15 protein-coding genes are annotated in these 12,823 nt (G+C 70.6%); 7 read left to right on the top strand and 8 right to left on the bottom strand.

Annotated elements, in window-relative coordinates:
- Positions 1–111: 111 nt before the first annotated feature.
- Positions 112–831, bottom strand: a complete 720-nt coding sequence (locus ACIRB7_RS29235) for a dienelactone hydrolase family protein (protein WP_403604304.1) — start codon at positions 829–831, stop codon at positions 112–114.
- Positions 832–965: 134 nt separating this feature from the next.
- Here ACIRB7_RS29235 and ACIRB7_RS29230 point away from each other — a divergent pair, with 134 nt between their 5' ends.
- Positions 966–2,348 carry a serine hydrolase domain-containing protein gene (locus ACIRB7_RS29230; RefSeq protein WP_403604301.1) on the top strand — a complete coding sequence of 461 codons (1,383 nt, stop codon included), beginning with the start codon at positions 966–968 and terminating at the stop codon, positions 2,346–2,348.
- Positions 2,349–2,423: 75 nt separating this feature from the next.
- Here ACIRB7_RS29230 and ACIRB7_RS29225 read toward each other — a convergent pair whose 3' ends face one another.
- Positions 2,424–2,876: a GNAT family N-acetyltransferase gene (locus tag ACIRB7_RS29225; RefSeq protein ID WP_403604298.1), complete on the bottom strand. Its 453-nt coding sequence runs from the start codon at positions 2,874–2,876 to the stop codon at positions 2,424–2,426.
- 87 nt (positions 2,877–2,963) lie between these two features.
- The gene (locus ACIRB7_RS29220) at positions 2,964–3,827 is read right to left on the bottom strand and encodes a GNAT family N-acetyltransferase (RefSeq protein WP_403604295.1); all 864 of its coding nucleotides are present in this window, start codon (positions 3,825–3,827) and stop codon (positions 2,964–2,966) included.
- Between the two features lie 99 nt (positions 3,828–3,926).
- Here ACIRB7_RS29220 and ACIRB7_RS29215 point away from each other — a divergent pair, with 99 nt between their 5' ends.
- Positions 3,927–4,583 carry an HAD family hydrolase gene (locus ACIRB7_RS29215; RefSeq protein ID WP_403604394.1) on the top strand — a complete coding sequence of 219 codons (657 nt, stop codon included), beginning with the start codon at positions 3,927–3,929 and terminating at the stop codon, positions 4,581–4,583.
- 108 nt (positions 4,584–4,691) lie between these two features.
- Positions 4,692–5,924, top strand: coding sequence for a globin domain-containing protein (locus ACIRB7_RS29210; protein WP_403604391.1), 1,233 nt, complete (start codon positions 4,692–4,694; stop codon positions 5,922–5,924).
- Here ACIRB7_RS29210 and ACIRB7_RS29205 read toward each other — a convergent pair.
- From ACIRB7_RS29205 to ACIRB7_RS29190, 4 genes are all read right to left on the bottom strand, one after another.
- A complete protein-coding gene (locus tag ACIRB7_RS29205) occupies positions 5,867–6,346 on the bottom strand; it encodes an NUDIX domain-containing protein (protein WP_403604292.1) in 480 nt (159 codons plus the stop codon). The genes ACIRB7_RS29210 and ACIRB7_RS29205 overlap by 58 nt on opposite strands.
- 35 nt (positions 6,347–6,381) lie before the next feature.
- On the bottom strand, positions 6,382–7,278 hold the full coding sequence (locus tag ACIRB7_RS29200) for a LysR family transcriptional regulator (RefSeq protein ID WP_403604289.1): 897 nt from the start codon (positions 7,276–7,278) through the stop codon (positions 6,382–6,384).
- Between the two features lie 236 nt (positions 7,279–7,514).
- Positions 7,515–8,654, bottom strand: a complete 1,140-nt coding sequence (locus ACIRB7_RS29195) for a cystathionine gamma-lyase (RefSeq protein WP_403604286.1) — start codon at positions 8,652–8,654, stop codon at positions 7,515–7,517.
- A 24-nt stretch (positions 8,655–8,678) separates the two neighbouring features.
- Positions 8,679–9,056 (bottom strand): phage holin family protein, encoded by a 378-nt coding sequence (locus ACIRB7_RS29190; RefSeq protein ID WP_351211025.1) that lies wholly within the window; start codon positions 9,054–9,056, stop codon positions 8,679–8,681.
- A 51-nt stretch (positions 9,057–9,107) separates the two neighbouring features.
- On the opposite strand from ACIRB7_RS29190, the gene ACIRB7_RS29185 reads away from it, so the two are divergent.
- From ACIRB7_RS29185 to ACIRB7_RS29170, 4 genes are all read left to right on the top strand, one after another.
- Positions 9,108–9,425, top strand: a complete 318-nt coding sequence (locus tag ACIRB7_RS29185; RefSeq protein ID WP_403604283.1) for a cupin domain-containing protein — start codon at positions 9,108–9,110, stop codon at positions 9,423–9,425.
- Between the two features lie 145 nt (positions 9,426–9,570).
- Positions 9,571–9,789 carry a DUF5326 family protein gene (locus tag ACIRB7_RS29180; protein WP_403604280.1) on the top strand — a complete coding sequence of 73 codons (219 nt, stop codon included), beginning with the start codon at positions 9,571–9,573 and terminating at the stop codon, positions 9,787–9,789.
- Positions 9,790–10,026: 237 nt separating this feature from the next.
- Positions 10,027–10,797, top strand: coding sequence for a helix-turn-helix domain-containing protein (locus ACIRB7_RS29175; protein WP_351211031.1), 771 nt, complete (start codon positions 10,027–10,029; stop codon positions 10,795–10,797).
- A gap of 138 nt (positions 10,798–10,935) precedes the next feature.
- Positions 10,936–11,379, top strand: coding sequence for an SsgA family sporulation/cell division regulator (locus tag ACIRB7_RS29170; protein ID WP_403604277.1), 444 nt, complete (start codon positions 10,936–10,938; stop codon positions 11,377–11,379).
- A 50-nt stretch (positions 11,380–11,429) separates the two neighbouring features.
- On the opposite strand, the gene ACIRB7_RS29165 is transcribed toward ACIRB7_RS29170, so the two are convergent.
- Positions 11,430–12,788, bottom strand: coding sequence for a YibE/F family protein (locus ACIRB7_RS29165; protein WP_403604274.1), 1,359 nt, complete (start codon positions 12,786–12,788; stop codon positions 11,430–11,432).
- Positions 12,789–12,823: the final 35 nt, after the last annotated feature.

Here is a 12,823-nt window from a genome sequence, read left to right as displayed (position 1 = left end):
CAGATGCGCCACACCCCGGCCTCCGGGTCGAACTGCCGCAGTGTGAACCCCTCGAAGGCGTCGGCCCAGATCCGGTCGATTCGGAACGCCCGTCGGCGGGCACGGCAGAACTCATAGAGGCAGGCACTCGGCGAGCAGGTCGACGATGTCGCGCCAGGCTCGCCGCGCGTGCTGGGGGTGGTAGCCGACGCCGGGGAGCACGGTCTGGTCGACCGGCGGGTGGTGGAAGGCGTGCAGGGCTCCGCCGTAGACCACGAGGCGCCAGTCGACGCCCGCGGCCTGCATCTCGGCGGTGAAGGCGTCCCGTTGCGAGGCGGGCATGATCGGGTCCTCCGATCCGACCCCGGCCCAGACGGGGCAACGGATGTGGGCCGCCTCGCCCGGGCGGCCCGTGATCAGGCCGTTGACCGTCCCGATCGCGCGCAGGTCGACGCCGTCGCGCCCGAGTTCGAGTGCGATGGCGCCCCCGGTGCCGTAGCCGATGGCGGCGATCCGGCCCGGGTCGGTGCGTGGCTCGGAGCGCAGGACGTCGAGTGCCGCATGGCCGATCCCCCGCATCCTGTCCGGGTCGGCGAGCAGCGGGGTGACGTGCGCCAGCATCTCCTGGGGGTCGGTGAACCAGCGCCCGCCGTTGATGTCGAAGGCCAGTGCCACGTAACCCAGTTCGGCGAGGGCGTCGGCCCGGCGGCGCTGGACGTCGTTCAGGCCCGGGCCCTCGGGCCCGAGCAGGACAGCGGGCCGGCGGTCGGCACCGGCGGGGAGCGCGAGGTGCCCGATCATCGTGAGGCCGTCGGCCGGGTATTCGACCGTGCGTGTGGTGACCGTCGTCATGAGACGGACTGTAGTGAGGGGCGAGCCCGGACGGGCCGGTCTTCACCGTCGGCAGAACGGCGTGGGGGCGGCGCGGGGCCGTCTGCGGACAAATCGAGAAGCATTGTGGGGGGCCGTCGCGTTGGATGGCCCTCATGACCTCATCTTTCGAAGCCCTGTTGCCCGGTACCGAGCGGGCCCTGCTGCACCGCGTCGCCGTCGCCCAGTCCGAGGGGCGGTCGCCGTCCTTCGTGGGGGCCGTGGTGCGCGACGGAGCACTGGTGTGGAGCGGTTCGCGCAGCTGTGTGGACGGGCATGCGCCGGACGCCGACACGCAGTTCAGGATCGGCTCGCTCACCAAGGTGTTCACCGCGGTGCTGGTGATGCGGCTGCGCGACGAGGGGCTTCTCGGCCTTGACGATCCGCTGGAGCGGCACCTCAAGGACACGGACGTCGGTGAGGTGACGATCGCTCAACTCCTCGGCCACAGCGGTGGACTCGCGGCCGAGACTCCCGGGCCGTGGTGGGAGCGTTCTTCCTCCGAGCTGCGGCCGGAGCTCTCCGACGTCCTGGGGGAGCAGCCGTTCCTCCAGACGCCGGGGCGACGGCACCACTACTCCAACCCCGGCTACACACTGCTCGGTTCGCTGCTCGAGGCCGTGCGCGGCATGACCTGGGAGGAGGCACTGCGGCGCGAGATCCTGGAGCCCCTGGGGATGGGCCGTACGACCGTCGATCCGGTCGCCCCGCACGCGGGCGGCTGGGCCGTGCATCCCTGGGCCGATGTGCTGCTGCCGGAGCCGTCCGAGTCCTTGGGGCTGATGGCGCCGGCGGGGGTGCTCTGGTCGACGGCGGCGGACCTCGCCCGGTTCGCCGCGTTCCTCGCGGCGGGTGACGAGCGGGTGCTCGCCTCGGCTTCGGTGGAGGAGATGAGGGTGCCGGCCGCCCCGGCCGGTGAGGGGGACTGGGAAGGCGGTTACGGGCTCGGTCTCCAACTGCTCCGCAAGGACGGTCGGACCCTGATCGGCCACACCGGTTCCCTGCCCGGCTTCGTCGCCGCCCTGTGGGTGAGTGTGGAGGACGGGCTTGCGGCGATCGCCCTCGCCAATGCCACCTCGGGGCCGCCGACGGCGGTCGTGGCCGCCGATCTCGTGCGGATCGTGGCCGAGGCGGAGCCGCGGTTCCCCGAGCCGTGGCGCCCGCTTCCGGAGGCCGAGGTCGACGAGGAGCTCCTTGCCCTGACGGGGCCCTGGTACTGGGGTACGTACGCCTACGGGCTCCGGCTCGGACCGGAGCGGGGAGTGGTACTCGAACCCCTGCGGGGAGCCGGGCGGCGGGCCCGCTTCCGGGCGCTGCCCGAGGGCGGCTGGGTCGGGCTGAACGGCTACTACGCGGGGGAGACGCTCCGGGCGGTCCGGCGCGCCGACGGCAGCGTGAGCCATCTCGATCTGGGCTCGTTCGTCTTCACGCGGGAGCCGTACGCGCCGGCGGACGTCGTGCCGGGCGGAGTGGACGAGGCAGGGTGGCGCGGCCTCTGAGCCGTTCCGCGGTGTTTCACGTGAAACGGCGCGCCCGGACCTGTGTCCTGGCGCGCCGCTGCCTCGCTCACCGTCTCAGAGGCTCTTCTTGAAGCCCAGGTGGGAGGCCTCGAAGCCGAGGCGCTCGTAGAAGCGGTGGGCGTCGGTGCGGGTGGCGTCGGAGGTCAGCTGTACGAGCTGACAGCCCTGGCGCTCGGACTCCGCGACGGCCCACTCGATGAGCTGTGTCCCCAGGCCGCTGCCGCGCTCATCGGCGTGGATGCGGACGCCCTCGATGATCGAGCGGGTGGCGCCCCGGCGGGAGAGCCCCGGGACGACAGTCAGCTGGAGAGTGCCGACGACCTTCTCCGCGCGGACGGCCACGACGAGGTGCTGGTGGGGGTCGCTCGCCAGACGCTCGAAGGCGGTGAGGTACGGGCCGAGGTCGTCCGGGGATTCGCGCTGTGCGCCCAGGGGGTCGTCCGCGAGCATCGCGACGATGGCTTCGAGGTCTGCCGCTGTGGCGGGGCGTATCTCAAGATCGCTCATGGCCCGCAGCGTACGCCGGTCATGCCGTGCGGCTGTGCGTCAGGCGGGAACGCTCACGCCCTCCACGACCTGGACCAAATGTGAGGGCTATCCGGCCGCGACGGTGAGGGGGGCGAAGCGGCGGCGCCAGTCGCCGGGGAGGTCGGGGAGGGAGCGGACCATCACCGCGTTGGAGGCGATCGCGTCGATGCCGTTCTCCTTGACCCAGCTCAGCAGGGCCGTGTGGCGTACGTCGATGTCCGTGCGCAGCGGACGGTGGGTGGCGGCCGCCAGGGAGGCGATCAGGGCCTGGGCCGTCGCGGGGTCCCGGGCGATCAGCGGTCCGACGACATGGGTGTCCATGTTGGGCCAGGCCGCCGCGAAGCCGGTGATCTCGCCGTCCGCCTCCGCGACTCGGAGGTGGTCCGCGAACGCGGGGAGGCGTGTGATGACGTGGGTGCGGTCGAGGCCGAAGACCTCGTGGTCCAGGCGCAGGATCGCCTGGAGGTCCTCCGCTGTCGCCGGGCGCACCGGTATGGCCGGGGCGGGTGTGGTGAAGGTGTACCGCCCGAGCACCATCTCCGCCCGGCTCGTCTGCGTGAAGCCCAGCTGCTCGTACAGGGGCCGGCCGTTCGCCGTGGCGTGGAGCGTGAGCGGCGTGTCCCCGGCCTCCGCGACGACGTGCTCCATGAGTCGGCGCCCCAACCCTTGGCGGGCGTACCGCTCGGCGACGAGGACCATGCCGATCGCGGCCAGCTCCGGACCGTACGGCGTGACCACGGAGCAGGCGATCAGCCCGGTTCCCGAGGGGTCGTCGATGCCGTAGCCGGTGCCGGCGGTGAGCAGCAATCCCCATTTGTGTTCCTCGCGGTGCCAGCCCCGGTTCTCGGCCAGGTCGGCGCAGGCGGGGAGGTCGACCGAGGTGAGGCGCCGGATGGGGAGCTGTGCGAGGGCGGAGGGGGAGATCGGCATGCTTTCAGGCTGTCCGACTCGGAGATCTTCCGTCCACCGTTTTAGTGGATCTGGCCGATACGCGAGGCGGCGTTGCATCCACCCGGCGGCATGAGGACGATGTTTCACGTGAAACCCCGTAAGCAGCGACTGCACCTCTTCGACCTCGACGGCACCCTGATCCGGGGGTCGGCCGCCGCCGTGGAGATCTCCCGGCAACTGGGGCTCAGCGAGGAGATCGCCGCTCTGGAGGAGAGCTTCCTGCGGCGGGGGCTCACTCCGGACGAGTTCGCCGTCCGGGCCCATGCGCTGTGGTCCGCGCTCACCGAGGACCAGGTGACGGCTGCTTTCGAAGGGGCGCCCTGGCTGGCGGGCATCCGTGAGGTCTGGGCCGACATCCGGGAGCGGGGCGACCGCTGTGCGGTCATCTCCCTCTCCCCCGACTTCTTCGTCGAGCGGCTGCTCGACTGGGGTGCCGACGCGGCGCACGGTTCGCGCTGGCCGGCCGTCCCCTTCACCGAGCCGATCCACCGGCCCAGCATCCTCGACGCGAGGGCGAAGGTGCGGATCGCGGGGCGGCTCTGCGTGGAGTTCGGGGTGGACCCGGTCGACTGCGTCGCCTACGGAGACTCGATGTCCGACGCGGAACTCTTCGCGATCGTGCCGGAGACCGTGGCCGTGAACGCGGATCACCATCTCGCCGGGCTCTCCCGCCACAGCTATGCGGGCGGCGATCTGCGAGAGGCCTACGCGCTGGTCCAGAACAGCGCAGCCTAGCCAGAAACCTTGGCCTTTGGCCCGAGAACGGCTGTTTCCGTCTGAAGCGTCGGGGGGTAGGCGCATGCTGCGATCACGGAAGCCGTCCAGCGCGAGGCGAGGCACATGATGGATGCTCCGACCACCACGACGACAGCGGAGGACACGGACGAGCCCCGAATATCCGGCGAGCCCTCCGCCGACGCGGTGCTCGTACGCCGCACCCTGGCGGAGATCGAGCCGCTCGCCGACCGGGTGACCTCGTACTTCTACGCCCTGCTCTTCATCCGGAACCCCGGGCTGCGCGAGATGTTCCCCGCGGCCATGGACACCCAGCGGGACCGGCTCCTGAAGGCCCTCCTCACCGCGGCGGAGCATCTGGACGACACCCCGAAGCTCACCGCGTACCTGGAGAACCTCGGCCGAGGGCACCGCAAGTACGGCACCCACTCCGCCCACTACCCGGCCGTGGGCGAGGCGCTCATCGGGGCGCTCGTCCGGTACGCGACGACGAGCTGGGACGAGGAGACCGAGGCGGCCTGGGTCCGTACGTACACGACGATCTCCCAGATCATGATCGACGCGGCGGCGGAGGACGAGCGGTCGGCGCCCGCCTGGTGGCACGCCGAAGTGGTCTCCCACGAGCTGCGGACCCCGGACATCGCCGTCGTCACGCTCCGGCCCGACCAGCCGTATCCCTTCCTCGCGGGGCAGTACACGACGCTCGAGACCCCGTGGTGGCCACGGACCTGGCGCCACTACTCCTTCGCTTCGGCCCCCCGGCCCGACGGGCTGCTCTCCCTCCACGTCAAGGCGGTCCCGGCCGGCTGGGTGTCCAACGCCCTTGTCCACCGGGCACGCCCCGGGGACGTACTGCGCCTGGGGCCGCCGGCCGGCTCCATGACGGTCGACCACGCCACGGACACCAGCCTGCTCTGTGTGGGCGGCGGCACCGGGATCGCGCCGATCAAGGCCCTGGTGGAGGACGTGGCAGAGCACGGGGACCGGCGGCCGGTCGATGTCTTCTACGGGGCACGCAGCGATCACGACCTCTACGACATCGACACGATGATGCGGCTCCAGAAGACCTTCCCCTGGCTCTCCGTCCACCCGGTCACGGAAGAGCAGGGGCGGCTCCCGGAGGCCGTCTGCCGCTACGGCCCCTGGAGCGAGCGCGACGCCTATCTCTCCGGTCCGCTCGGCATGGTCCGTCGTGGGGTGGACGCGCTCCGGGGAGCCGGGATTCCCGCGGAGCGCATCCGCCATGACTTCCTCGCCGAGCTCGCCCCGGCGAAGGCTTCCGATCAGCCGAGGTCGGGGGCGTGCATCGCGCGGACTCCCTCGATGTTGCCGTCGAGGTAGTGGCGCAGCGAGAGCGGCACGAGGTGCACGGCGGCGATGCCGACCCGGCTGAAGGGCACCCGGACGATCTCGTACTCGCCGACCGGTTCCTCCACCTCGGGGCCGTGGCGCATCGAGGGGTCCATGGAGTCGAGCCGGCACACGAAGAAGTGCTGGACCTTCACCCCGGAGACCCCGCCGTCGACGATGTGTTCGACGGTGTCGACGAAGCAGGGCACCACGTCGGTGATCTTCGCGCCGAGCTCCTCGTGCACCTCGCGGTGGAGGGCTTCGACGACGGTGGTGTCGGAGGTTTCCACGCCGCCACCGGGCGTGACCCAGTAGGGATCCATCCCCGGCTTGGTGCGCTTGATGAGGACGAGGTCGTCCCCGTCGAGCAGGATGGCGCGTGCGGTGCGTTTGATCACGGGCCGTTCGTTCATGGGAAGAAAATGGCCCGTACGCGGTGTCCTGAAACTCACCAGTCCGCAGCGGCTCGCAGCAGTTCCTCGTGAGCCCGGGCGATCGGCGACAGTGCGAGCGTCCCCGTACGCACGACGAGGAAGTAGGTCCGCAGCGGAGGGACCGGCGGGTCGAGCAGCGCCACGAGCCGGCCCTGCTCCAGCGCCTCCTCGCAGAGGTAGCGGGGCAGGACGGCGAGCCCGGCGCCGGAGGCGGCGGAGTCCCGTACCGCGCGCAGGTCGGGGGCGATCACGGTGGCGGCGACCGCCGGCTCGGACTCGAAGACGCTCGCCCAGTAGCGGGCGACGAACGGCAGCGACTCGTGCACCTCGACCACGGGAAGCTGCTCAAGGGCCACCGCGCCCCGGTGGAGGAGCGCCTCGGGGGAGAGCCGGGCCGCCCAGCGTGGCGCCGCGACCAGGACGTACTCCTCGTCGCAGAGCGGGGTGGAGACGAGCAGCCCGCCCCGGGGGCGCGCGGTGGCGACGGCCAGGTCGTGGTGGCCCGCGGCGAGGCCGTCGAGGATCTCCTCCGTGTTCCCGAGGAACGACGCCCGTACGGCGAGCCCCTGGCCGACGAGGGGAGTGAGAGCCGGCAGGACGCGGAAGGCGGTGAACTCCGGCAGCCCCGCGACATGGAGGGTACGGACGCCGCTCTCCTCGTCGAGGCCCGTCTCGGCGATCTCGACGAGGGCGTCCAGGTGCGGAGCGGCTCGGTGCGCGAGTTCGTCGCCGATGGTCGTCGGGGTGACTCCGCGCGCCCGCCGGAGGAAGAGCGGCCGGCCGAGCTGCCGTTCGAGGGTGCGGATCTGGCTGGTGACGGCCGGCTGGGAGAGGCCGAGGAGCGCGGCCGCGCGGGTGAAGGAGCCGGCCCGGTGCACCGTGACGAACGTGCGCAGCAGGGCCAGGTCCATGTCCGTCCCCTCCCGGGCGTGCGGCCGTTCGACTCAGGCGGTCGGCTGACTGCGCCTCAGGAACGTCCAACTATAAATAAGTCGATAGGTCTCTGTCGCTACCGTGATTGGACACTGACGCTCGGTCAACTAGCCTTGCTCAGGCGGTCTCCGCGCGTGGACCGAGGCGTTCCGAGCCACGAGGGGGGAGGCTCGGAGCGCCCCGTTCCGCGTACCGGCGGCCGGTGGCGCCGGTCTCAGCCGGCGGCTCCGGCCTCGTCGAGGGCATGCAGCACATCGGCGATCAGGTCCTCCGGGTCCTCGGCGCCGACCGAGAACCGGATGAAGCCCTCCGCGACCGCGTCCCCGCCCCACCGCCCGCGCCGCTCCGCCGTGGAGCGCACGCCGCCGAAGCTGGTGGCGTCGTCCACGAGTCGCAGCGCTTCGAGGAACCGATCGGCCCGCTTCCGGTCCGCGAGTTCGAAGGAGACCACGGACCCGAAGCGCCGCATCTGGCGGGCGGCGACCGTGTGCGAGGGGTCGCCGGGCAGCCCCGGGTACCGCAGCCCGGTCACGTCCGCGCGCTCGGCGAGCGCCCGGGCGAGCGTGAGGGCGGTGGAGCACTGACGGTCGATCCGCAGGTGGAGCGTGGCGAGCGAACGGTGGGCGAGCCAGGCCTCCATGGGACCGGGAATGGCCCCGACGACCTTGCGCCAGCGCCGTACCTCCGCCGCCCGCTCGGGATCGCGGCAGCTGACATGGCCGAGCAGGATGTCGCCGTGCCCGGTCATGCCCTTGGTGTCGCTGGCGACCGAGAAGTCCGCGCCCAGGGCGAGGGGCCGCTGGCCGAGCGGGGTGGCGAGGGTGTTGTCGACGGCCACGAGCGCCCCCGCGGCATGCGCCTCGCGCACCAGGCGGCGGATGTCGCAGACGTCGAGCCCGGGGTTCGACGGGGTCTCGATCCAGAGGAGACGGGCCCCGTCGAGCACGGCGAGCTGGCCGTCGCCGCCGGTCGGCGCGGTGCGGACCTCGATGCCGTACGCCCGCAGCTGCTCGTGCAGCAGGGGCAGGGCCTGGTAGCCGTCGGTGGGCAGCACCACCGCGTCGCCCGCCTTCAGCTGGGAGAGGAGGACGGCCGAGATCGCGGCCATGCCCGAGGCGAAGACCAGCGTCTCGACGCCCTGCTCCCCCGGCGCCTCCAGCTCGCCGATGGCCCGCTCCAGATGGGTCCAGGTGGGGTTCTCGTCGCGGCCGTAGGTGTACGGGCCCGTCGGCTCGCCCGGCAGATGGAAGTGCGCGGCGAAGACCGGCCCCGGCAGGGTCGGCTCGTACTTCACGGGTTCGGGAAGCCCGGCCCGCACGGCGCGGGTCCCGTCGCCGTATTCCTTGTCGGTCACGGCGTCCCCGCTCGTGGTGCCCACTCAGTCGCCGTCCGGAAGCACGACGTTCAGCGCCCACGAGACGACGGAGATGATCAGGCCGCCCAGGACGGCGGTCCAGAAGCCCTCGACGTGGAAGCTGAGGTCGAACTGCTCGGCGAGCCAGGAGGTGAGGAGCAGCATCAGGGCGTTGACCACGAGGGTGATCAGGCCGAGTGTCAGGATGAAGAGGGGCAGCGTAAGCAGCTTGACGACCGGCTTGACCAAGAAGTTCACGAGCCCGAAGACCAGGGCGACGAGAATGAGGGTCAGGGCCTTCTTGCCGGTGCTCTCACCGGTCAGGGTGATGTCCTGGAGCAGCCAGATGGCCACTCCCAGGGCGCCCGCGTTGGCGAGCGTCTTGACTACGAAATTCATCATGTGTCTGATCGTGGCAGACATGATCGGGCCGAGGGCAGGGGCGAGCGGGCGATGAAGGCATTCCGACTGGATGAACTGGAGGCGGAGCGTGCCGCGAACAAGGGCGCGTACCTCCAGTTCCTGCGGGAGCGGAACATGTCGGTGGGCCTGTACGCGCTGGACGCCGGGGAGCTCGACCCCCAGCAGCCGCACCGTCAGGACGAGGTGTACTTCGTCGTGAGCGGCCGGGCGGCGATCACGGTCGGGACGGAGACGACCCAGGTGGCGCGCGGCAGCGTGGTCTATGTGCCGGCCGGGGTGGAGCACAAGTTCCACCACGTCAGCGAGGATCTGCGGGTGATGGTGGTCTTCTCCCCACCGGAGAGCTGAATCCCTGTCCTGGCCAGCCACCCCCTAGGGGTCGGATCAGGGGAGAGCGGGGGCCTCGGCGCCCCCATGCGTCTCTCCCGGCCCCTAGCCTTGGGGGTGTTCGGCGCGGAGTGTGCCGGACGGGATTCGAGAGCGAGGTAGGACGATGGCCGTACAGGAGATTCTCGCGGGGATGCCCTGGTGGGTGAAGTGGCTCGCCATACCGGCGCTCGCCCTGCTCGTCTTCGGCGGGCTGATCACCAGCGTCCTGGCCGTCGTGGTCGGACTGCTCTTCAAGGTGCTGCTCTTCGTGGCCCTCGTCGCCGGACTGATCTACGTCGTACGGAAGTTCAGCTCCTCCGGCCGCTCCCGTGAGGACTGGTAGCACAAGCTACTCATCGGTATGAAGGCGACGGAGGGTATTAGCCCGGCCGGGGGAACGCGCCGGTCGAATCGGGGCGGGGGCCCGAGGGCTGCCACTATGGTGGAATCTCTCCGCCGCGTTGGGGACTACAGGCGTAGACCTCCGTACTGACCAGCGGTTTCCCAGGCCCGGCGGGCGCGCGGGGGCGGCCCCCGCGGGCGGGTGCACTGCATCCGTCGACACGCCTGGGGGTGACCTTTGGCCACGGCTACGCAGACAGCTGCGCCTACCCTGATCGGCTCGGTGCAGCGGGCGCTGAGACTTCTGGAGGCCGTGTCCTCCCACGAGGGCGGCGCACCGGCCAAACAGCTCGCCCGTGAGACGGGCCTCCCGCTGCCCACCACGTACCACCTGCTCCGCACCCTGACGCACGAGGGCTATCTGCGCCGTGAGAAGGGTGTGTTCGTGCTGGGTGAGGCCGCCGTCCGACTGGCCGGCGGCGAAGCTGTGCAGAATCGTCGCATCAAGATCGAAGACTCCCTTGCCCGTTGGCGGGACGAGATCGGTGTGCCGGTGTACTTCGCCCTCTACCGCGAGGGGGAGATCGAGCTCGTCGCCGTCGCCGACACTCCCTCCGCCCCCGCCGTGGAGGAATGGGCCGACTTCCGGCAGACCGCTCACGCCCATGCGATCGGGCAGTGTCTGCTGAGCCAACTCGATCCGAAGTCTCGTCAAGACCACCTCGACCGCCATCCGGTGGAAGCCATCACTCCCTTCACGGTGCGTAACCACCGTGTGCTTTTGGAGCGTTTGGACGGTTTGGGGCGAATGGAACCCCTGGTAGAGCGTCAGGAATATGCGCTCGGCACGGTCTGTGCCGCGATCCCCATCACCGCGGGCTCCGCGGCGGCCGCGATGGCCATTTCCCTCCCCCTTCACCAGGAAGAACGGTTGCTGCCAGCAATCGAGCGGCTACGTAACGAGATCGGAAGGCTCTTCAGTTCACTCGCTTTCTCTATCAGTATCTGAAAAATCACTCCTTGTGATCTGCTAGCGCTTCCAGCACGATTGCGTCAAGAGGGCCACGGGGGATCATTCCTGGCCGTTTCGGTCACAGCTTTCAGCAGCTGTGTTCACACAACTGCTTCATCTACTGCGGGGTACACGATGCGAGAGTCCGTTCAGGCCGAAGTCCTGATGAGCTTCCTCGTCTCCGAGGAGCTCTCCTTCAGGATCCCGGTCGAACTGCGATATGAGTCCCGGGATCCCTACGCGGTGCGGATGACCTTCCACCTTCCCGGGGACGCTCCCGTGACCTGGGCGTTCGGCAGAGAACTGCTGCTCGACGGGATCAACCGGCCGAGCGGGGACGGCGATGTGCACATCGCACCGACCGAGCCCGAAGGACTCTCGGACGTCTCCATCCGGCTCCAGGTCGGCGGCGACCGCGCGCTGTTCCGCGCGAGCGCGCCACCGCTGGTCGCCTTCCTCGACCGTACGGACAAACTGGTTCCGCTCGGTCAGGAACGGACCCTCGGCGACTTCGAGGACAACCTGGAGGCCGCGCTGGGCCGGATCCTGGCCGAGGAGAGTGCGGGCCCGGCCGCCTGACCCGGCGCACGCGCCCCCTCGTACGCCTCAGGTGGCCCGGCTCGTACGCCTCACTTGGCGCGGCGGCGCCGTCCGCCCCGTACCGCCGCGGGCCGGGATCCCCCGGAAGCCGGTCGGTCGGCGGAGACCACCAGGGCCGCGAGCGCCGTGGTGACCGGCACCGAGGCGACCAGCCCGATCGATCCCACCAGCGTCCGCACGATCTCCTCGGCGACCAGCTCGCTGTTGGCCACCGTCCCCATGCTGCTCTGCGCGATCGAGAAGAGCAGCAGCAGCGGGAGGGCGGCGCCCGCGTAGGCGAGCACCAGGGTGTTCACGACCGAGGCGATGTGGTCGCGGCCGATGCGGATGGCGGCCCGGTACAGCGCGCGTGGACCCATGCCCGGATCTGCCTGGTGCAGCTCCCAGACCGCCGAGGTCTGGGTGACGGTCACGTCGTCGAGCACACCGAGCGAACCGATGATGATCCCGGCCAGGAGCAGGCCGGACATGTCGATGTTCGGGTACAGGCCGTGGATCAGGCCGGTGTTGTCGTCGGTGTTGCCGGTGAGCGAGGCCCAGCCGATGAAGAGCGAGCCGAGCAGGCCGATCAGCAGCAGGGAGATCAGCGTCCCGAGCACAGCGACCGAGGTGCGGGCCGAGAGGCCGTGGCACATGTAGAGCGCGATCAGCATGATGGCGCTCGAACCGACCAGCGCCACGACCAGCGGGTTCGATCCCTGAAGGATCGCCGGCAGGATGAAGAACGTGAGCACGAGGAAGCTCGCGACGAGGGCGATGAGTGCCATCACGCCCCGCATCCGGCCGACGAGGACGACGACCAGGGCGAAGATCCCGGCGAGGATCGCCAACGGGACCTTACGGTTCACATCGGTCACCGAGTACTGCAGGTCGCGTGGGGCGTCGGGGGCGTACGCCACCACCACCCCCTGCCCCTCGTGCAGTTGGCGTGGCGCGTCCGGCTGCACGATCTCGGTGAACGTACGTCCCTTCTCCGGGCCGCTTGTCACCTCGATGGTCGCCTTCTCGCACTGCCCCTGCTGGGATTCGACGGCCTCGCGCCCCTCCGGGGTGGAGGTGTCGCCGGTCGGCGGGACCTGCGCGGCGTTCACGTCCTTGCAGTCGACCTGCTCGACGGAGACGACGCTGCCCTGCTCGGTCTGCCGGTCGAAGCCGACGCCGGTGCGCTCGTGCGCCGGGGCGCCGCCCGGCCACAGCCACACCAGGCCCACCACGACAGCGGTGGCGAAGGGGATCAGGACCGCGGCGATGACCTTGCGCAGGTGCCGGGAGACCGGGGCGGCGGGGCCGTGGCTGTGGCTGTGGCCGTGCCCCTGGCCGTGCCCGTGGGAGGGGCCTGGACCGTGGTCGTGGCCGTGCGGCTCGGGAGTCTGCTCGGGGGAAGTCACCGACCGATCATCGCAAGAACGACGGGGGCCCACTG

The sequence above is a fragment of the Streptomyces sp. NPDC093795 genome (assembly GCF_044764665.1).
GTDB lineage: Bacteria > Actinomycetota > Actinomycetes > Streptomycetales > Streptomycetaceae > Streptomyces.
Note: the sequence above shows the minus strand (reverse complement) of the source record. Positions and strands in the feature narration are given on the sequence as shown.